This window comes from Corynebacterium sp. LK10 (genome assembly GCF_008042455.1).
GTDB classification, from domain to species: Bacteria; Actinomycetota; Actinomycetes; order Mycobacteriales; family Mycobacteriaceae; genus Corynebacterium; species Corynebacterium jeikeium_D.
The window spans coordinates 198,966-218,712 of the sequence record NZ_NOVT01000002.1 but is presented as its reverse complement, the minus strand read 5'-3'; the positions used below and the strand labels follow the sequence as shown (position 1 = coordinate 218,712).

18 protein-coding genes, 1 tRNA gene, 1 other RNA gene and 1 pseudogene are annotated in these 19,747 nt (G+C 59.7%); 8 read left to right on the top strand and 13 right to left on the bottom strand.

The window, feature by feature from the left end; genetic code table 11:
- Positions 1–18: 18 nt before the first annotated feature.
- Complete coding sequence (locus CHU70_RS01030; protein ID WP_005511085.1) at positions 19–1,359, bottom strand: glutamine synthetase family protein; 1,341 nt, start codon at positions 1,357–1,359, stop codon at positions 19–21.
- A 140-nt stretch (positions 1,360–1,499) separates the two neighbouring features.
- Here CHU70_RS01030 and panB point away from each other — a divergent pair, with 140 nt between their 5' ends.
- A complete protein-coding gene (gene panB / locus CHU70_RS01025) occupies positions 1,500–2,309 on the top strand; it encodes a 3-methyl-2-oxobutanoate hydroxymethyltransferase (RefSeq protein WP_242451339.1) in 810 nt (269 codons plus the stop codon).
- Positions 2,310–2,468: 159 nt separating this feature from the next.
- The gene (locus CHU70_RS01020; RefSeq protein ID WP_147719366.1) at positions 2,469–4,295 is read left to right on the top strand and encodes a CYTH and CHAD domain-containing protein; all 1,827 of its coding nucleotides are present in this window, start codon (positions 2,469–2,471) and stop codon (positions 4,293–4,295) included.
- A gap of 12 nt (positions 4,296–4,307) precedes the next feature.
- Here CHU70_RS01020 and CHU70_RS01015 read toward each other — a convergent pair whose 3' ends face one another.
- Positions 4,308–4,511: an SPOR domain-containing protein gene (locus CHU70_RS01015; RefSeq protein ID WP_016423068.1), complete on the bottom strand. Its 204-nt coding sequence runs from the start codon at positions 4,509–4,511 to the stop codon at positions 4,308–4,310.
- A 276-nt stretch (positions 4,512–4,787) separates the two neighbouring features.
- On the opposite strand from CHU70_RS01015, the gene CHU70_RS01010 reads away from it, so the two are divergent.
- Complete coding sequence (locus tag CHU70_RS01010) at positions 4,788–5,951, top strand: hypothetical protein (RefSeq protein ID WP_147719365.1); 1,164 nt, start codon at positions 4,788–4,790, stop codon at positions 5,949–5,951.
- An 11-nt stretch (positions 5,952–5,962) separates the two neighbouring features.
- On the opposite strand, the gene rnpB is transcribed toward CHU70_RS01010, so the two are convergent.
- The 5 genes and pseudogenes from rnpB to cobC form a co-directional block, all read right to left on the bottom strand.
- An RNA gene (rnpB, locus tag CHU70_RS01005) (RNase P RNA component class A) lies at positions 5,963–6,427 on the bottom strand.
- Between the two features lie 59 nt (positions 6,428–6,486).
- A pseudogene (locus tag CHU70_RS01000) lies at positions 6,487–7,152 on the bottom strand (histidine phosphatase family protein); the annotation flags it as partial.
- Positions 7,153–7,176: 24 nt separating this feature from the next.
- On the bottom strand, positions 7,177–7,920 hold the full coding sequence (locus tag CHU70_RS00995) for a zinc ribbon domain-containing protein (protein ID WP_147719364.1): 744 nt from the start codon (positions 7,918–7,920) through the stop codon (positions 7,177–7,179).
- Positions 7,921–7,925: 5 nt separating this feature from the next.
- On the bottom strand, positions 7,926–9,113 hold the full coding sequence (locus CHU70_RS00990) for a Nif3-like dinuclear metal center hexameric protein (protein ID WP_070858928.1): 1,188 nt from the start codon (positions 9,111–9,113) through the stop codon (positions 7,926–7,928).
- A 69-nt stretch (positions 9,114–9,182) separates the two neighbouring features.
- Complete coding sequence (cobC, locus tag CHU70_RS00985) at positions 9,183–10,316, bottom strand: Rv2231c family pyridoxal phosphate-dependent protein CobC (RefSeq protein WP_147719363.1); 1,134 nt, start codon at positions 10,314–10,316, stop codon at positions 9,183–9,185.
- A 35-nt stretch (positions 10,317–10,351) separates the two neighbouring features.
- Between cobC and CHU70_RS00980 the strand changes: the two genes are divergently transcribed.
- Positions 10,352–11,032 (top strand): HAD hydrolase-like protein, encoded by a 681-nt coding sequence (locus CHU70_RS00980; protein ID WP_049192884.1) that lies wholly within the window; start codon positions 10,352–10,354, stop codon positions 11,030–11,032.
- A gap of 68 nt (positions 11,033–11,100) precedes the next feature.
- A complete protein-coding gene (locus tag CHU70_RS00975) occupies positions 11,101–11,604 on the top strand; it encodes a low molecular weight protein-tyrosine-phosphatase (RefSeq protein ID WP_369707166.1) in 504 nt (167 codons plus the stop codon).
- Here CHU70_RS00975 and CHU70_RS00970 read toward each other — a convergent pair.
- Positions 11,601–12,182 carry a GtrA family protein gene (locus CHU70_RS00970; protein ID WP_042388795.1) on the bottom strand — a complete coding sequence of 194 codons (582 nt, stop codon included), beginning with the start codon at positions 12,180–12,182 and terminating at the stop codon, positions 11,601–11,603. The two genes, CHU70_RS00975 and CHU70_RS00970, sit on opposite strands and share 4 nt — an antisense overlap.
- A 136-nt stretch (positions 12,183–12,318) precedes the next feature.
- Here CHU70_RS00970 and CHU70_RS00965 point away from each other — a divergent pair, with 136 nt between their 5' ends.
- On the top strand, positions 12,319–13,305 hold the full coding sequence (locus CHU70_RS00965) for an SURF1 family protein (RefSeq protein ID WP_049170162.1): 987 nt from the start codon (positions 12,319–12,321) through the stop codon (positions 13,303–13,305).
- Here CHU70_RS00965 and CHU70_RS00960 read toward each other — a convergent pair.
- From CHU70_RS00960 to CHU70_RS00945, 4 genes are all read right to left on the bottom strand, one after another.
- Positions 13,302–14,261, bottom strand: coding sequence for a cobalamin biosynthesis protein (locus CHU70_RS00960; RefSeq protein ID WP_222865368.1), 960 nt, complete (start codon positions 14,259–14,261; stop codon positions 13,302–13,304). The genes CHU70_RS00965 and CHU70_RS00960 overlap by 4 nt on opposite strands.
- Before the next feature lies 1 nt (position 14,262).
- Positions 14,263–14,868, bottom strand: coding sequence for a hypothetical protein (locus tag CHU70_RS00955; RefSeq protein WP_141698021.1), 606 nt, complete (start codon positions 14,866–14,868; stop codon positions 14,263–14,265).
- A gap of 72 nt (positions 14,869–14,940) precedes the next feature.
- Positions 14,941–15,012, bottom strand: a tRNA-Val gene (locus CHU70_RS00950).
- Positions 15,013–15,135: 123 nt separating this feature from the next.
- Positions 15,136–15,546 carry a DUF3052 domain-containing protein gene (locus CHU70_RS00945; protein ID WP_005511050.1) on the bottom strand — a complete coding sequence of 137 codons (411 nt, stop codon included), beginning with the start codon at positions 15,544–15,546 and terminating at the stop codon, positions 15,136–15,138.
- Positions 15,547–15,822: 276 nt separating this feature from the next.
- Between CHU70_RS00945 and aceE the strand changes: the two genes are divergently transcribed.
- Positions 15,823–18,579 carry a pyruvate dehydrogenase (acetyl-transferring), homodimeric type gene (gene aceE, locus CHU70_RS00940; protein WP_070546218.1) on the top strand — a complete coding sequence of 919 codons (2,757 nt, stop codon included), beginning with the start codon at positions 15,823–15,825 and terminating at the stop codon, positions 18,577–18,579.
- Positions 18,579–18,944 (top strand): acyl carrier protein, encoded by a 366-nt coding sequence (locus tag CHU70_RS00935; protein ID WP_083276308.1) that lies wholly within the window; start codon positions 18,579–18,581, stop codon positions 18,942–18,944. Before aceE ends, CHU70_RS00935 begins: the two co-directional genes overlap by 1 nt.
- On the opposite strand, the gene CHU70_RS00930 is transcribed toward CHU70_RS00935, so the two are convergent.
- Positions 18,920–19,543: a DUF3145 family protein gene (locus CHU70_RS00930; RefSeq protein ID WP_070546216.1), complete on the bottom strand. Its 624-nt coding sequence runs from the start codon at positions 19,541–19,543 to the stop codon at positions 18,920–18,922. The genes CHU70_RS00935 and CHU70_RS00930 overlap by 25 nt on opposite strands.
- Between the last annotated feature and the right edge of the window lie 204 nt (positions 19,544–19,747).

The following is a 19,747-nucleotide window of genomic DNA, read 5'->3' as shown; positions in this document are numbered from 1 at the left end:
AGCAGCGATGCGGGGAAACTAATAATCCAGGGTTGTGCGCAGCTCCCACTGCGTCACCTGACGCTGGAACTCGCGCCACTCGCGCCACTTATTGAGCAGGAAGAACTCGTAGACATGGTCACCGAGAGCATCGGCCACCAAATCGGAGCGTTCCATCTCCTGCAGCGCCACCTCCAGGGACGTCGGCAAATCGCGGTAGCCCATCGCACGTCGTTCCCGCTTGGTCAACTCGGAGATGTTGTCCTCTGCCTGCTCCGGAAGCTGGTAGCCCTCCTTAATTCCCTTCAGGCCGGCGGCCAAAATCACCGAGTAAGCAAGATACGGGTTACAGGCCGAGTCCAAGGAACGAATTTCCACCCGGCGCGAATGTGCCTTACCCGGCGAGTACATGGGCACACGCACGAGAGCCGAGCGGTTGGCCATTCCCCAGGTCGCGGACGTCGGAGCCTCATCACCAAATGCGGTGCGCTTGTAGGAGTTGACCCACTGATTGGTCACAGCGGAAATCTCGCTGGCATGAGTCAGAATGCCGGCAATGAAACCCTTTGCGGTGTCGGAGAGCTGATTTTCATCATCCGGATCGTGGAATGCATTTGTGTCCCCTTCGAAGAGGGAAATATGCGTGTGCATGCCATTGCCCGGCAAGTCCTGGAAAGGTTTCGGCATGAATGTCGCCTGCACACCATTTTTCATTGCAATCTGCTTAATGATGTAGCGGAAAGACATCACGTTATCCGCCATAGTCAACGGATCGGCGTAGCGCAGATCGATTTCCTGCTGGCCCGGCGCGTTTTCGTGATGGGAGAACTCCACAGGGATTCCCATGTCTTCCAACACCGTGATCGCCTCTTGGCGAAAGCGGGGTGCGCGGTCGTAGACCGCCTGGTCAAAGTAACCGCCATTGTCCGTTGGCACCGGCGGCTTTCCATCAGTAGCCAGGCTCTCTACCAGGAAAAACTCAATCTCCGGGTGGATGAACGCGTGGAAGCCCTCGTCGGCAAGCGCCTTAATTTGGCGGCGCAGCACCTGGCGTGGATCTGCCCACGATGGCTGACCATCGGGCATGACGATGTCGCAGAACATGCGTGCGGACGTGATTGTGTCTTCTTTGTGCAGGCGTGGCATGACCTGGAACGTCGAGGGATCCGGTTGCGCGATAGTGTCGGCCTCGGAGACGCGGGAAAAGCCCTCTACCGCGGAGCCATCGAAACCGATGCCCTCTTCGAAGGAACCCTCGAGCTCAGCCGGTGCGACGGCAACGGACTTCAGGTACCCCAAAATGTCGGTAAACCACAGACGGATATAGCGGATATCTTGCTCTTCGATTGCGCGGAGGACGAATTCCTGCTGACTGTTCATACTTTCCAACGTTACCCAGGTGCCCGGATTCGCGGTACGCATTTTGACCATCCGGCGTGGCTAGCCAACTGCCACACCCGCGTCATAACTGCTGCCCTCGTGGTCTCGAATTGCGTGTGACTATGGCATGCTCTATTAGCATGAGCGGAAAAAAGATTCGTCTGAATAATCTGGCCGAATGGAAGGCTGAGTCTCGCCCCTGGGCAATGCTGACTTGCTACGACTACTCCACCGCGCGCGCTTTTTCCGCCGCTGGTGTCGAGCTGCTACTGGTCGGCGACTCTGCAGCAAACGTCGTCTACGGCTACGACACCACCACCGAGATCACGCTGGAAGAAATGATTCCGCTTGCTCGCGGTGTCGTCCGAGGCGCTGGCAACGCACTTGTGGTTGCCGATTTACCCTTCGGCACTTACGAGGCCTCCGATGAGCAGGCCGTGCTGTCGGCCGCGAAGATGATGCGCGAAACCGGCGCACACATGATCAAGATCGAAGGTGGCGTGCGCATCGCTCCGCGCATCCGTGCGCTGGTCAACGCCGGCATTCCGGTCATGGCGCACATCGGTTTCACTCCGCAGTCCGTCAACGCGCTGTCCGGCTTCAAGGTACAGGGACGCGGTGCGGGGGCGGAACAGCTGCGTGCCGACGCCCACGCGGTAGCCGATGCTGGTGCCTCGGCCGTGGTCCTGGAAATGGTGCCTGCAGATTTGGCCACTGAGATTACCCGTGAGCTATCCATCCCAACCTGTGGCATTGGCGCTGGTAACCAGTGCGATGGCCAGGTTCTCGTCTGGCAAGATGCCTTTGCAGTTCCGGCCGATGGCCGCAGGCCGTCGTTTAGTTCGGTGTTCGAAGAGGTCGGCGAGATGCTGACCAAGGGAGCTAAGCAGTATGTCGACCAGGTGCACTCCCGCGAGTTCCCAACTGAGGCGCAGAACTTCTCGGGTTAACCGCCCTGGGGTGAGCCGTTTTTGGACTGGGCTTTCGCTTAAAGGCCCCGCCCAGCCCCCGTCTACGTCTAAGGGCACCGCCCAGTCCAGGCAATCAAATACGAAAACCAAACATCCGTAACTTAAGGGTTCTTCGATTCGGGGGTAGAATTGGTGCTTATGGCATCTAAGTCTGGTTCTAAGTCCAAAACTCCAACTGCGGCGTTGGAGGTGGAATCTAAGTTCTCAGCTACCCCAGAGGTGGTAGCCCCATCGTTCGATTTCGTTCCACAGGTTGGCTCCACCACCACTGAGGTGCGAAATCTCTCCGCGATTTATCTGGACACGGCGGACCTGCGTCTGACCCGGTCCAAGCACACCCTGCGTCGCCGCACCGGCGGCCCCGATGAGGGTTGGCATCTGAAGGCGCCGGGCAACGGCGGTCGCCTCGAATATGGCGTTGACCTGGAAGAGGGCTCTGTTAACGGTGAAGGCCGCGACGCCGACTACGTCGTGCCCACTGAGTTGCTTGCCCCTGTCCGCGCAATTGTTCGCAATCACCCGCTGCAACCAATCGCGCAGGTAGACAATGAGCGCCACGTCACCACGGTGTTTGCCCTCGATGGCACTCCCATGGCGGAGTTCGCGGATGACCACGTCACGGCGACTTCCTTCCTCGACGGCGGCGAAACCACCACCTGGCGCGAGTGGGAGATTGAGCTTCTGGGGGATTGGGCAGATCACCCGGACGGCAAGGCTGTAATGGCAGCGATGTCCAAGGTCGCTGAGGTAGCTGGCGCCGTGCCGTCGGAAAGCCCGTCGAAGTTGGCGACGGCGTTGGGTGCCTCCATCGACTCTGCTCCCCTACCGCCTGTTCCGGCGAAGCTGCCGAAGGGCACGCCGGGGCGCACCGTGGTCGATGCGCTGGCCGCTAACGTGGCCAAGATGGTCGAGTACGACCCGAAGGTACGCCGCGATGAGTTCGACTCGGTGCATCAGATGCGCGTCGCCACTCGTGAGCTGCGCAGTCACATGCAGACCTTCCACGGCATTGTCGTGGGCGATAAGGTCGCTGAGCTGGAGAGCAACCTCAAGCAGCTGGCGGGTGTTCTCGGTGTGGCCCGTGACGCAGAGGTCGTTGCTATGCGCTGGGAGGAGCTGCTGGCCAATCGCGAAAGCGCCGCTATCGGCGAGGAGCTGCGTGCGAATCTCGTCGAGGATGTCCAGAAGGACTACGGCCGCGCTCATCAGCGAGTCATTTTCGCACTCAATTCCAGCGAGTACCTGCAACTTCTCGACGATCTCGATGAGTTCCTCGCCAACCCGCCAATCGCCGCAAACTCGGAAGAGGCCGAGGCTGGGGAAAAGAAGTCCAAGAAGAAGGATGCTTCGCTTGTCGACGACGCGGAAGCCGCAGTCTCCGAGGATGCTTCGGCAGCTGACTCCGAGGTCGCGGCTGAGACTGATACTGCTGCTGCCGCCGATGCAGCTGCTTCCACGACCTCAGACAAGGCCGAGCCGGAGAAGGTAAAGGCACCGAAGGAACTCGACACCACTGCGGTGCTGCTCGATCACTTGCGCAGCGCGTTTTCGAAGTTCCGTCGTCGCCACAACCTGGTACTCGATGGCCGAGAGGATGCTGACCTGCCAGAGGCAGATTTGGACGAGCGCTACCACGATGTCCGCAAGGCTGCGAAGAAGCTCCGCTACAGCGCGGAAGCTGCTCAGAACGCGGACCTGCCGACCGAGAAGCTCTACGCTGCCTGCAAGAACCTGCAGTCGGTTCTCGGTGACTTCCAGGACACCTGCACTGCGCGTGACTTCGTGTTGGCTCGTGCTAAGCGTGCCTCCCGTGCGGGCAGGGACACCTTCGGCTACGGCGTGCTTTACCAGATGGAGTACTACGACGGCCTGAAGGCCCTGGCTGAGTACGACGATGCCGTGGCAAAGGTTTTTAAGGCCTTCCGCAAGATGGAAAAGAAGATTAAGAAGGGCAAGAAGGCCTAAACGCGTAGAGCCTTATTTCTCAGCTACGCCCCAGTCATCATCTTCTTCATCCCAGTCGTCGGCCGCCTTGTTGCGCTCGGCGACTTTTTCCATGGCAGCGCGGGCTTCCTCTTCGGAATCATAAGGGCCCATTCGGTCGTCCCAACCGGTTTTCTTCCCCTGAAACACCGTGCCTGTCGACGGCTGGTAGTACCACTTACTGCTGTTGTCGCTCACGATTCTTCTCCTCTTCCACATCGAGAACATGTCCAGTTTTCAAGCGGTTGTGCCACCGCTAACTCCGCCCATAAGCAAGCTTGCAGAAAGGCAATCCTTTGCCTGCCATGTGCGCTGCGGCGACATAAAATCCCAGTATATAGGTTTGTCACTGTCCCCCGAGCCGGGTATTATCGACGGAATTGTTCACCTTAGAACACAAGCGCTGAATCCGAGCGCTGAATACAAACACTGCACACAAGCACTATGAGTCCAATCTCTGGAGAGGTTTCACCCATGCCCGCCGCACCCGCTGTCGTAAACGACGTCTTCGATGCCGTCGGTTCTAATGCTTCAGTTGCATACGCCCCGGGTTCCATCAACCTGTTGGGTGAGGACTGCGCCTCCTCCGGCGGCATGCTCCTAACCACCGCCATTCCAGCTTATGCCGCGGTCGGTATTGAAGAGATCGACGAACAGCAGCTCATTGTCGTGTACAAGCGCGAAACTACCAAGATGGACTTCCCGGACAGCGTCCCCGCCGCTTTTTCGCAGGTGCCGACCGCTGTCGCGGCTACCATCGTCGCATTGCAGCACTCGCTGCACCTCGTTCCGCGCAACAGCAATGGCCTGAAGGTCACCATTGCCTCCACTATCGCGCCAGGTCGCGGTTTTGGAGAGATTCCGGCAATTCAGTGTGCCCTCGCGCTGGCTCTCAATGCGCGTTTTGGCGACCGTGATGATGTACCTACCCGCACGCGTATTGCCACCGCTATCCACGAGACCATGGTGCAGATTAAGGGACAGTCGTGGCCGCTGTACCCCTACACCACGGCGCTGCGCAGCCGCCCGGACAGCCTACTGTGCATCAACCACTCCGATGAGGCAGTCACGCAGACGGCGTTCCCGCAGTCGTTGGCGCTGACTGTCGCTTACTCCCCCGATGTCACCGGCGGTTCGCCCGACGAGGAGCGCTACGAGTTCTTCCAGCAAGCCTGCGCCGCTTTTGGCGTGCCGACTCTCGCTAGCCTCCCCGACTCACAGGAGCGGGTCGCGGACTGGGTGCGTGCTCGTCACGAGGTGCACCCGGACGACGAAGACATCCCGACCATCGGCCGTGCCATTCAGTGGCTTGACGAAGCCGACGCATCCTCCGACCGTGCCCGCGCAGTCATCGGCCACATCCGTCACAGCGATATTCAAGCAGCCATCGCAGGGGTTTCGCGCGATGTCAGTGAGCGTGGCTCCGCGCCGTCGGCAAGCTCTGTGCTGGGGCAGATTGCCGAGCTGACCGACACCATTGACTGCGAGAAGATTGCCCGTTGTGCGCCATGCCCGGGTGCGTCGCTGGTGATGTGGTCCCACGTCGACGACGCCGATCGGATTGCCTCCGCGCTTAACGACGGCGGTTCCGAGACCATCCGTGTGGAGAACACTGCAGCCGGCGCGGTGGTCGAGTAATAGAGCTTGTGTGAACGAGTCGGCCTATGAGCCGGATTCTGTCCCTCGGCGCTCCTTTCGGAAAGCGCCGGGTGGCGATCATCCATCTCGGTCTGCCATTGCTGACAGCCTGAAGCAGCACACCCGCGAGTATCGGACGGGCAGCCCTCAAACACTCGCGCACGCGCACGACGAAGCATGCGCGATTTTGCCTTGCTCCTGGTGGGGTTTACCTAGCCGGTGCAATCACTTGCCCCGCTGGTGCGCTCTTACCGCACCTTTTCACCCTCACCGGATCTCCACAGCTTTACGTCAAAGACATCGGCTGTGCGCCCGGCGGTCTATTTTCTGTGGCACTATTCCCGCAGGTCACCCTGGGTTGCTGTTAGCAACCACCATGCCCAGTGGAGTCCGGACTTTCCTCGACAGCGGCCTGGACACACTCTGTAAAAGAGGCGTCCGGTTCCGTTAACTGCCGCGATCACCCGGCCGGCTCGCTCGAATGGTTAGTGTACCCGCCACAACCGCAATTCAAATAACCCGCCGTGCTCGGCTGCTAACCACGCAGGTAGCTGGTGTCGTTAATCAGCCGCACCGATGTCGGCCCATCTGCGTAAAACTCCGCGATGGAGAGGCTGGCCAGGTCCAAGTGCAGGCGAGTGAAGATTTCAAAGCCGCAGCCGAGCCCCTGGCGCAGCAGCGACTTGATTGGCGTGACATGGCTGACTACCAGCACATCCGAGGCACCGAATTGTTGAGCGATGCGCTCACGCGCGGCGCTCACTCGGCTATCGACGGTAGGGAAATCCTCCCCCTCCGGTGGCGCCACGGCCGGATCCGCAAGCCAGGAACTGTGCAGCTCAGGGGTGGCGTTGTGAGCCTCGGAGAAAGTCATGCCCTCCCACTGCCCAAAGTCGGTCTCGCGCAGATCCTCTTCAACGTGGATGTCCAGCCCGAGCGCTTTGGCTGCCGCCTCTGCTGTCTGCTGTGCACGACGCTGTGGAGAGGCCACAATCGCCGAGAAACTCATGTTGCCGCTATCGACCAGCGCCGCCAGGTGACGTGCTGCCGCTTTCGCTTGCTGTCTGCCCACCTCTGTCAGGTCGGGGTTCGAACGGCTTCCCGAGTACTCCCGGCGAATCGACATTGGCGACTGCCCATGGCGCAGCAGCACCAACCGCGTGGGATCCGTAGTCGCCCCCGTCCAGCCCGGCGCGCTATCGCGCTTGTCTGCAGCCTGGCTCATCTACTTGCCTTTCACCGCTCCCAGCGTTTCCGCACGCACAATCATCGCGCCGCATTCAGGACAGAACGTCACTTCTTCCGGCGCGAGCGTGGTGAATTCATGCACGGTTCCGACATCGAGCTCCATGAAGCAGGATCCGCAGGTGCGTCCGTTCAGGCGTGCAACGGGGATGCCGTTAGCAAGCGCTAGACGACGGTAAAGCTTGGCTGCCGAACCATCAATAAGCTTGTCAGCCTCTTCGATTCGGGTCTCAGCGATGGAAATGCGCGCAATGAGGTCAACCTCGGCGTCGTTAAGCCTTTGCTTGGCAGCGACGATGTCATCGTGCGCCTCATCGGCGTCGTATTCGTGCTCAGCGTCGACCTGATAGGCCTCCTGCATGCGCTCATACTGCTGGAGTTCCTGTTCAGCGCGTTCGCGGCGCCGCTTGGTGGAGCGCAGGTCGTGGTCGAGGTCACGGCGCGTGGATGCGTCTTCTGCGGCACCGAGCGACAGACGGTCTGCCTTTTCGCGGGCCTTCAGCTTGTTGATGTCCGATTCCAGCTTGGCAATATCGCGGCCGATATCGGAGGCGCTGAGCTTGGAGCGCGCTGCCTCACTGGCCTGACGGCTGTGCTTTTTGCGCAGCTCCTGCAACTCGGCACGCTCGGGCAGAACGTTCTGGCGGGCGGTGAGCCCATCCAACAGAGTTTGGTTTTCCGCCTTTTCCAACATCGCCACTTGGATTTGTGGACTAAGCCTCATGGTCTTCACTTCCTTGCCTGTGTCGACGATTCTGCCACTGTCCAGGGATCGGTGCGCACCTCAAGGACCTCGGTCGCGACCCCGAGCCTCTCGGCCAGCATGTCTGCGGCCTGGTAGCACCAGGGGAACTCGCTGGCCCAGTGAGCCGTGTCCACCACGCAGAAGTCCGCGGTCCGCAGTGTCTCATCGACAGGATGATGCCGCAGGTCAGAGGTAACGAACGCATCGACGCCCATCTTTGCCACAGTGTCCAGGAAAGAGTCACCTGAACCAGATGCGACGGCAACCGTGCGAATCATCCGCTCCGGATCGCCTGCGCCACGCACGCCCCATGCCGTTGCGGGCAGGCGCTCAGCCACACGGGCGACGAAGTCCTTAAATGGCATCGGCGTATCCAGCGTGCCCACTCGCCCAATGCCCACAGCCTGCTGCGGATCCAAGCCGGTAGCCTGATTGTCCACGATGTCGAAGGCAGGCTCCTCATACGGATGCGCCGCAACGAGAGCCTTGACAATCGCCGCGCGCACGGACCGTGGCGCGACCATCTCCAGGCGTACTTCCTCGACATACTCAATCTGCCCCTCGGCACCGATGAAGGGATTCGCCCCGCTCAGCGGGCGGAACTGGCCGCGGCCGTTAATGCGAAACGCACAGCTGTCGTAGTCGCCGATAGTGCCCGCGCCCGCCTCAAACATGGCTTGCGCGACCTTATCGACGTGATCTGCCGGAACCTTCACTGTCCAGGTATCCAAGCCGGGAGCCGGCTGCGGAGCTAGCGGCGCACCCGGTTCAACTCCGAGCACCGTGGCCAACTGGTCGTTGACACCCGGTCGGGCGCTGTCAGCGTTGGTGTGCGCTGCAAAAAGAGCTACACCTGCCCGAATCAGCTTATGAATAATCCGACCCTTCGGTGTATCCGCCGCCACGGAATTCACACCACGCAGAAGCAGCGGATGGTGCACAACGAGCATCTGAGCACCGGAGGCAATCGCGCGATCTGCAACCTCGTCAGTGCAGTCCAGCGCCAACGCGATGCGACGCACCTCATCCTGCGGGTCACCGCAGATCAGGCCAACTTTATCCCAGTTCTCCGCCAGTGCCGGCGGGTAGGCCGCGTCCATCGCCGCACGCACGTCGGCAACGGTCACCACTGCGTTATTGCCCTCGGCACGGGTCTGCGCAGAGTCCGTCATACATCCATCCCTTCAACATGCATTTCTCTCCAGCTTCTCTTCCAGCGTAGTGAACTCTGCCCCGACCCATCAGTTCTGCGACAGCAAATCCGCTACTTCCGCAATAAGCCGCCGCACACTGGTCTCGTCTCGCACAGCCAGCCGCCACCACGAACCGTCCAAACCGGCGAAGGTGTCGCAACGCCGCACGGCTACTCCGCGCGCAGCGAGCCGCTGTCTCAGGCGCTCGTGCTTGACGACGTCAACCGCCGCAGCGCCCGGACCATCATGCGTGCTCAGGGCAACCCCCGGGCGCGCCAGCACAAAGGGAGCCTTGGAATCCAACACCTGCCAGCCGGCGGCTACTAACAGCTGTGTCATAGCCTCGCGCTGCTGACCAATCTCAGCGCGGATTTGTGGCAACAGCTCTGCCTCGCGACACGCGATTGCCGCCATAGCGGTAAGTTGCAGCGTGCCCAGTGGCCAGTGCGGACGCAGTCGCCCCAACTTCGCCAGGAGCTCAGGGGTTCCCAGTGCGTAACCACAGCGCAGGCCTGCGATTGCCCAGGTCTTAGTCATGCTGCGGAAAACGATGACATTATCGGGGATACTGTTCGCTTCCCCCGGCCTGCAATCAGCTAGCGAGCACCGCCGAATAATCTCACCATCGGCGATGTCCATAAATGCCTCATCCACGACCAAGATCCCACAACGGCTGGCGAGCCCCCGCAGGTCATCCGCTGAATGAGCAACACCGGTGGGGTTAGTCGGATTGCCGATGATGACCATCCGACCGTCAAGCTGCTGGGAATGCGGGGAGGAGGCGTTCTCGTGGACGTCGGCAAGCGTAGGCGTGAGCGTGTACGGCGACGGTAGTACCAGCGAATCCACCCCGACTCCCGCGGCGCGGAACGCGGCTTCAGGTTCGGTGAACTGCGGCTGGACGATGGTGGCGGGCAAGCCCAGGTGCGGCAAGAGCGAAAAGCCCTCGGCGACGCCGTGAAGAAGCAGAACCTCGTCGGCGCTGCGATTGTGATTGGCGGCGATGGCGGCGCGGACGTCGGCATCGAGCTGCGCAGACGGATACGCGGCAAGTTCTCCAAGGGACGTGGCAAGCGAGTCCTGCAGCCACTGCGGTGTGGTGCCGTGAACATTGACGGCAAAGTCCAGGTCAGCGCCATGGGCGGCCTGATCGCCGTGATAGCGCAGCGGGTCGTCTAACATGCCATCCAGCCTAATGACCTTTTAGGATGAACAATATGTCCACTGGCCATCGTCCCACTGTCCTTATTGATGTCGACGGCACCATCGCCGATTCTCTCCCCGCAATCGCACATGGATTCCGCCTTGCGTTGGAGGCAATTGACCACCCACTTCCGCCCGAGAGCTTTATCAACACGATCCCAGGCCCGCCAATGGTGGAGACACTCGCATCCCTCGGGCTTTCCGACGAACAAGTCGACCGAGCCTTCGCTGTGTACATGGAGCATCAACACGCCGGTGCTTGGCAGCGTGCCGAGATGTTCCCCGGCTGGCCGGAGCTCCTGCGCGATTGGCGGGCAGCTGGTGTCCAACTAGCCACTGCGACTTCCAAGGGCGACTACTTCGCCCGTAAAACCTTGGACAATTTCGGGCTTCTCGACGCCTTTGACTTCATCGGCGCCGCCAGCGACGACGGCTCACGACAGACAAAGACCGAGGTCATTGAGTACACGCTCAAGGAGTTGGGCATTGAAACCGATGAAGCAGTGCGTCCGCACGGTTCGGTCGTAATGGTTGGCGATCGCATCCATGATTTTGAGGGCGCCGCACAGTTCGGCATCCCCGCCATCGCTGTTAAATGGGGCTACGGCTCGGAATCTGAGTGGGCATCGGCAGCGGCGGTGGCGTCGTCGCCTGGGGACCTGAATCGTGTTGTGCGGGAAATGTTGTATCTTTAAGACTCGTCAACGATTAGTGACAATCCTATTTTTATTTTCCGAGAAGTTTGGTTTTGCCTATTATGCTTATGAACTCGTCGCATCGTACTGAGTCCGTGTACGTCGTGTTTGTCTGCTCCGGAAATATCTGCCGCTCCCCCATGGCTGAAATCATCGTCCGTGACGCGGTTGAAGCCAATGCGCTTGCCGACGATGTCCTGCTCGCCTCCTGCGGAATCGGCGGCTGGCATGTCGGCGAACCCGCCGACGAGCGAGCGCAAGCCGAGCTGGAAAATGCTGGCTACGATCCGAACCACACCGCGGCACAGCTGGGCGATGAGCACATGGATGCAACGCTTTTCATCGCCATGGATGAATCGCACATCAATGGTCTACTCCACGCTGGCGTGCCAAAAGAGAAGATTCGCCTGATGCGTTCCTTCGACCCGGCATCCCCGAAGGGGGCCGTCGTGGCTGATCCTTACTACGGAGGTCCGGAGGGATTCGTCCGCACTCGAAACGAAATTGAGGCCGCGACGCCGGGAATCATCGCATGGTTGCGTGAGACTCTGGCGCTGGCCTCTGAGCGTTAAGGTTTCAAAACAACCTTTTCTTTTGTTTTGCTGGCATTGCCCCGGTTTCGAAACGCCCAAATCTTATTCAAGATGAAGTTAGCGGGCGTACCCAAGATGACGCCGATGAGGTTTGCCCAGTAGAGGCGGTTTCTAAAGCCGGTGGAGTCGTCGAAAATATCCACCGGCAGTGCCAGTGGCGAGGTGGGGTTAGTCAGCAGCGTGATGACAACCAGGTTCACAATCAGTGCTGAGATACCTGCAAATAAAAACGGGAAGAACTGTCTAAACCAGTTCGGGCGATTGTCAGTTCGGAAGGTCCAGGACCGGTTGAGCTGGAAGTTCCAGATGTTAGCCACGACAAACGCCAGAGTTGCATAGACGTGGGAGTAACGGATATTCCACCGCGTTCCGAACAAGTTCATAAACACGTCGTGCTCATTGGTGCCCAGACTGAGGCCCAACTTGCGGGCAATAATCACGACAATCAGGTTGACAACCACACCTGTGCCGCCGACCAGGCCGAACTTGATGAACTGGCGCGAGACTGTGCTGAAGCGGCGTGAAGGCGAAGATTTCGCTGTTTGCGTGCCCACCACGACACCTCTCTTTCCATCTATCCCCGGGTAGATTCCCCGTCAAATACGCTCAAATAACTTTACCCGAAGTTCACTCAATCTCCGCACCGCCAATCACCTGCCGCTCTAGTGCCATCCACACCACCGGGTAAGCTCAATGAATGTGTTTAAGAATGTGCGCCAGTTTCTGACCCCTGGATGGGTTCTCACTGCCATTGTCGCCATTGCGTTTTCCTATCTCGCATTTACTGTTCTGGCTCCGTGGCAGTTGGGTAAGAACACCGCGACGCAGCATCGCAATCAGCAGCTTGAGCACTCATTCGAGCTCGACCCCGTAGATGTCAATGAGCTAATGCCCAAGGGCAAAGGGTTCGTCGAGGGCAACGAATGGCGTCGCGTTACCGCCACCGGGTCCTTCCTACCGGATACCCGCGTGCTATTGCGTAACCGCCCGGTCAATGGAGCCCCCGCCGTCCAGGTACTCGATGTCTTCGTCGCTAACAATGGCGAAAACTACCTGGTCAACCGCGGCTTTGTACGCCCGACAGACTCCAGCACCCCCAATGTTGAGCCAGCCCCGAAGGGCACCTTGACTATCTCGGCCTTTACCCGCCGAAACGAGATTCCCGCCGAGACCGCCCCAATCCCCGGCACCCCGCCGCAGGTCTACGGAATCAACACCAAGGAAGTGTCCGAGCTAGTCGACACCGAACTCAACCCCGATTGGCTTCAGCTCTCGGACAAATCCGATGCCGTCATCGAGGCCATTCCACTGCCCACTCTGGAGTCCGGCCCCTACCTCTCCTACGGCATTCAGTGGATTTTCTTCGGCGCTCTCGTGCCGCTGGCCGTCGTCTGGTTCATTCGTGCTGAAATCGTCGAGCGCAGACGAGACCGCGCGGAGCAAGAGGAGATGGCTAAGAACCTCCGCGATGCCGAAGCCGCGGAACCAGTAGATGACGCTGATGACTCTGAGGACGCAACACCCGAATCGGACGATGCCACCACTCCCACTCCTCCGCAGGCTAAGTCCGAAGAGGATCGCGCCGCCGAGCTGCACCGCCAGCGCATGGCGCAACGCTACGGCAACACTGGCCACCGCGCCGCAGGTTACCGCGACAACCGATACGACGAACGCTTCTAGCTCGCAGCTCGCGCCTTCGCGTGCCGGACGCATCCGGCCACAACCACAGCTCCCGCACAGCTGAGCGCAACAATATTTTGCACTCGCTTGCTCAGCTCAGCTGCACGCCGAACATCCGCCACCGCAGGCGCCCGGCCACCGCCCAGCACTGGGCGCATCTCCACACCGCTGAGATACACCGTCTTACCACCCAGCTGCAGCCCCAGCGCGCCGGCCGCACTCGCCTCCACAACGCCCGCGTTTGGACTTGGATGGTTGCTGGCATCTCGTTGCCACGCTGCCAATGCTTGACGACGATTCGGGCCCGCAACCACAGTTGCGACAGCTGTGAGCCTGGCGGGGAGGAACCCGGCGACGTCGTCAAGCCGTGCACTGGCCCACCCGAACTGGCGATAGCGGTCATTGCGGTATCCGACCATCGCGTCAAGGGTATTGACCGCTCGATGAGCAACCACACCAGGAGCTCCTGCAATGGCTCCCCACATGAGTGTGCCGGTGACTGCGTCGGAGGTATTTTCGGCGAGCGATTCGACGGTGGCTCGGGCGATCCCATCAGCGTCGAGCGCCTCTGGATCACGCGAGCACAGCCACGGCACAAGCTCTCGGGCAGCATCGATATCTCCGGCGGAAAGTCGGTCGGCCATACGTTCGCCCGTGCGGCGGAGGGTAGTGCCGCCGAGCGATGCCCACGTGGTGGCAGTCAGTGCGAGGGTCGGGGCGACTGTACTGACTGCGGCGGTAAGCACTACCGGTGCGGCCACTGCGATTGTGGTGAAAGCTACACCGCGCGCCTTGGAATCGGCATAAATTCGGCGCTCAAGTTTGCTGACGGCCTGCCCGTAGATTGCCACCGGATGGTGATTGGTGGGATCTGCGAAAATGCGGTCAAGCGCATATCCCGCAGCGATGGCTGCACCGCGTCGCCAGAGGCGTCGACTTCTGGCTTTTATACGCAATTTAATCGAACTGTCCCTGCAGAACGGCTACGACATCGAGCGGAGTGACATGTGCTGCCGGATGACGGTGCGAAGATGCAGCCATCAAGGTGTAATCACAGGTGTGCCGGATACCGAGTAGGTGCCCAAACTCGTGTGCAAGCGTGCTGCGAATTGCATCAGGATAGAGTGTGGAAGTAACGAAAACCGTCATTTCTTTACTAATTTCCGATGCAGAAGCCAAAACGTGCGAGTTCGGCTTAGGCACGTAGCGAACGCTCACGGTATCCGAATCAGCTTTGTCTTTGGTCACTTCCCGGAGCACGACCTTGCCACCGAGCTTTTCATTCCACTCTTGGGCAGCAGCGTCCAGCTGCGCGCGGTACGGAAAGTCTGGAGCAACAACGTAGTCCAGGGTGCCGTCGGCAAGGTAGGAAGGCATCTTGTCGGAGAGATGGAGAATCGATGGATCCTCCACCGGCTCGCCTGCATTTGCGGCTTTGACCATTGCCTTACAGGTGGCAGCGTCGATTACTGGTTTACCGTCTCCTCCAATTGCGTAGGCCTGTGGGCCCGCAAGTAGAGATCCGGCAACAATGATGGTTACTAGCGATTTTGTAAAACGCACAGACCGGGAGTTTAGCACAAACAAAAATCCACCCGGATTCTCCATTACAAGAATCCGGGCGGATTATGTCTGTGCGGCGAGAGGGTTTCGAACCCCCGACCGCTGGTGTGTAAAACCAGAGCTCTACCGCTGAGCTATCGCCGCGCTGCTGCGAAACTTTAACACACGGCAAACATAGATTGCCAATTGCGCACTACACACAGCGTTTATGCAGATTATTTCAATAGCTCGGCTAGTAGCCGATTCAAACGGGACAGCGAAAGCCGGCTAGCTAGAGCGCTGCACCAGGCAATTGCCCTGCCAATCCCCCAGACGAAGCGCCGAGGTGTTGGAGAAACCTGCCAGCTGTGCGGACTCGTCAATCACACCAGGATCAATGGCACCCGGCTGACCAGCACCCGGCGTGAGCAACCAAACGCGGCCTTCATCCTCCAAAGGGCGGGAAGCATCCACAAGACCATCGACCAAGTCGCCGTCTTCTTCACGCCACCACAGCAATACGACGTCGACAACCTCATCCGTGTCTTCGTCGAGCAGGTCTGCATCCAGGAAATTCTCGACCGACTCACTGATTGCTGAGTCACAGTCCGTATCCCAGCCAACCTCCTGGACTAGCTGACCTTCCTTGATGCCGAGCCTGCTCGCATATTCATGAGCAGCGCCTGTGGCGTTGACCACTTCCCTTTTCCTCCTCTAGAAAAAATATTCAGCTCGATTTTTCGAGCTATGTGGGGAAATTTTACCGCTCAAATACATTTTTCACAGCTGCAAAATAAGAATTTCCCCAAAAAGGTGCAGTTTTCGCAGTGTTCTTCGCAATGTTCGTCGTAAAGCCGACCGGATTGTTCGGTGAAAGCGTGTGCAAGAAACGGCTAGGGGCACAACAAACGATTCAGACGTAGAGTGGAGAAAAATAACCTTTGCCTTTCCTTCAGGGACTGAAAGGAGCTCACAATGTCCGATACATCGTCAGGCACGCCACAAGCCCACTCTGATGAGTCAAACTTTGCCCTTATCCGTGATGGGGTCGCCTCCTATCTCACGGATGCAGATCCTGAAGAGACCAAGGAGTGGCTTGAGTCTCTCGACGGCCTGTTAGAAGAGGCAGGTCCGGAGCGCGCACGCTTCCTCATGCTGCGGCTGCTGGAACGTGCCACGGCAAAGCGCGTAGCTCTACCGCCACTGACTTCGACAGACCTCGTCAACACCATCCCGACTGAGATGGAGCCGGAATTCCCTGGCGATGAGGACATTGAGCGCCGCTACCGCAAGTGGATCCGTTGGAATGCGGCAATTATGGTCCATCGCGCACAGCGTCCGGGTATCGGCGTGGGCGGACATATCTCCACCTATGCGGGCGCCGCACCGCTTTACGAGGTCGGCTTTAACCACTTCTTCCGCGGCAAAGACCACCCAGGCGGCGGTGACCACGTCTTCTTCCAGGGCCACGCTTCGCCGGGTATGTACGCCCGCGCATTCCTAGAGGGGCGTCTGACCGAAGAGGACCTCGACGGTTTCCGTCAGGAAGTCTCCCTCGGCGAGGGCAATGGCCTTCCCTCCTACCCGCACCCGCATGGCATGCCAGAATTCTGGGAGTTCCCGACGGTGTCCATGGGCCTTGGTCCGCTCAACGCCATCTACCAGGCACGCTTCAACCGCTACCTGCATGACCGCGGCATCAAGGACACCTCACAGCAGCACGTTTGGGCCTTCCTCGGTGACGGCGAAATGGACGAGCCGGAATCTCGTGGCGCCATTCAGCATGCGGCGCTGAACAACCTGGATAACCTGACATTCGTCATTAACTGTAACCTGCAACGCCTCGACGGTCCGGTGCGCGGCAACACCAGCATCATCCAGGAGCTGGAGTCGTTCTTCCGCGGCGCTGGTTGGAATGTCATCAAGGTCGTTTGGGGCCGCGAGTGGGACGAGCTCTTCGCTAAGGACAAGGACGGCGCACTAGTCGACCTGATGAATAAGTTCTGCGATGGCGATTACCAGACGCTGAAGGCTAACGACGGCGCTTGGGTGCGCGAGCACTTCTTCGGCCGTGACCCGCGCACTGCCAAGCTGGTCGAGGACATGACCGACGAGGAGATTTGGAACCTCCGTCGCGGTGGCCACGACTACCGCAAGATTTACGCTGCCTACAAGAAGGCCTTGGAGACCAAGGACCAGCCGACCGTCATTCTGGCGCACACGGTTAAGGGCTATGGCCTCGGCCATAACTTCGAGGGCCGCAACGCGACCCACCAGATGAAGAAGCTGACGCTCGATGATCTGAAGCTTTTCCGCGATAACCAGCGCATTCCGATCTCCGACGAGGAGCTGGAGAAGGATCCCTACCTGCCGCCGTACTACAACCCGGGCCCAGAGTCCGAGGAAGTGCAGTACATGCTGGAGCGCCGCAAGGAACTCGGCGGTTTCGTGCCGGAGCGTCGCACTAGCTACGAACCACTGACAACGCCAAAGCCGGAAACCCTGAAAAACCTCCTCAAGGGATCAGGTAAGCAAAAGGTTGCCACCACTATGGCGACGGTGCGTGTTTTCAGGGACCTGATGCGCGATAAGGATCTCAAGGACCGCTTCGTGCCTATCATCCCTGATGAGGCCCGCACCTTCGGCATGGACTCCTGGTTCCCGACGCTGAAGATCTACAACCCGCACGGCCAGAACTACACTCCGGTCGACCATGAACTGATGCTGTCCTACAAGGAAGCGAAGGACGGTCAGATTCTGCACGAGGGCATTTCCGAGGCGGGCTCTGTGGGGTCGTTTACCGCTGTCGGCTCGGCGTACGCCACCCATGGCGTGGCCATGATTCCGCTCTACATCTTCTACTCGATGTTCGGTTTCCAGCGCACGGCTGACTCCATCTGGGCTGCCGGTGACCAAATGTCCCGCGGCTTCCTACTCGGCGCTACCGCCGGTCGCACGACGCTGACAGGTGAAGGCCTGCAGCACATGGACGGTCACTCCCAGCTGCTGGCAGCTACGAACCCGTCCGTGGTCTCCTACGACCCAGCATTCGGCTACGAGATTGCTTACATCGTCTGCGACGGTATCGACCGCATGTATGGTCCGGAGCGCGGCGAAGATGTCATTTACTACCTGACTATCTACAATGAGCCGACTTCGCAGCCGGCTGTCCCGGAAGACCTCGATGTCGAAGGGCTGCTTGGCGGTATCTACCGCTTCCGCAAGGCTGAGGGCGACAAGCATGTCAACCTGCTGGCTTCCGGCATTGGCATGCAGGAGGCGCTGCGCGCCGCGGACATCCTGGAAGACTACGGTGTGGCTTCCTCGATTTACTCGGTGACTTCGTGGAATGAGCTGGCTCGCGATGGACACGAGCGTGACACTGAGCGTCTGCACAACCCGGCTGAAGAGGTCGAAGCCGCCTTCGTAACCCGCCAGCTGTCCGACACCGATGGGCCGTTCATCGCAGTGACTGACTTCCAGCGTGCGGTCCCGGAGCAGATTCGCAAGTGGGTTCCAGGTGACTACACCGTCCTCGGCACCGATGGCTACGGCTTCTCGGATACCCGTCCGGCCGCTCGCCGCTACTTCAACTCCGACGGCGAGTCAGTCGCTGTTGCGGCCCTGGCCGCACTGGCACGCGCTGGCAAGCTCGACAAGAGTGTCGCCCAGGAAGCAGCTGAAGAGCTGCAGATTACCGATCCAACCGCAACCACTCAGGACGCTGAATAATGACCTCTAGCCTTGGAGATCAGCTCAGCGCCCTACTGGGCACACAGGTCACCGGCGCCGGTGACGCTGACGATGCCTCACCCAATGCAGCGAACGCGGGCTCGAAGAAGGGTTCCGCCGACGCTGACCTGCCCGCAGGTCTTCACGGCGAGGTCGCGGCAATCGTCAAAAAGATGGCTAACGACGAGGTGGAGTCCCTAGAGCTCTCCACTTCGCTGACCGACTACGGCTTTGACCGCTTGAGCGTCGTAGAGTTGGCTGTCCGCTGTGAGGAAGAGCTGGGAGTCCGCATTGAGGACGAGGACATTTCCTCGTTTAAGACCCTTGGCGATGTAGTTGACTACATCGCCGCCCGGCGCGGGTAGAGCTGCAGCACGTTAGCTGCCTCTACCCCACCGAGGTCTGCGTTGCCAGCGGTCGAGTTGCCGCTGGCACTGTCGGGTCCGGCAGGGGTGGACGTCGTAAAGCACTCTTCGGGGGCGTAGCCTGCCGTCATCATGCGCATCGGCTCTAACACGCGGTCCCACGGCCCGCCGATGGCCGCGTCGAGGGTTCCTTCGATGTCGCCGCCGCGTGCCATGATGGAACGCAGCGCATCTTCGTTGACCACGATGTTTCCGGCGGCATCGGTCTGTCCGGCGAAAGTCCCCAGCTGCGGGGTATGGCAGTAGCGCATGCCATCGATGGCGTAGCCGTCATCATCCACGGCTGGGTCTTGCGCCAGCTCGAAATAGAGGCGCGGCCACCTAGCCAGGTTGTCCACCAGTGTGGCGATGGTGTCAGCACTTGCAGTGAAAGGCACCTCGGCGCACAAAGTGGCATCCTGGTCGGTCGCACGCCAAATATCCCGGCCTGGCTTAGTGCCATCGGGCATGCTGAGTCGGGCCAGCGCCCACGTGATGTGTGGTTGCAGCGGCCCTGGCATGCTGTGAATCCACAGGACGCCTGAAAGTTGGGTGCGCATAGACGAAGGTCCTCGGAAAAGTTGCGGTCAATTGGTGTAAGACGAGATTCGTCTTCCCCTACGAACTCATCCAACGACACTTGCCACACTGCAGAAAAAGCACTGCGGTAAAACAACACTTCTGAGGTTTGCGTTGCACGTGTTTATGATTGTTATTTCCGAGACGGCTGCTGGCAACCCTCAAGTTGTCCTTAATCCCCCAGA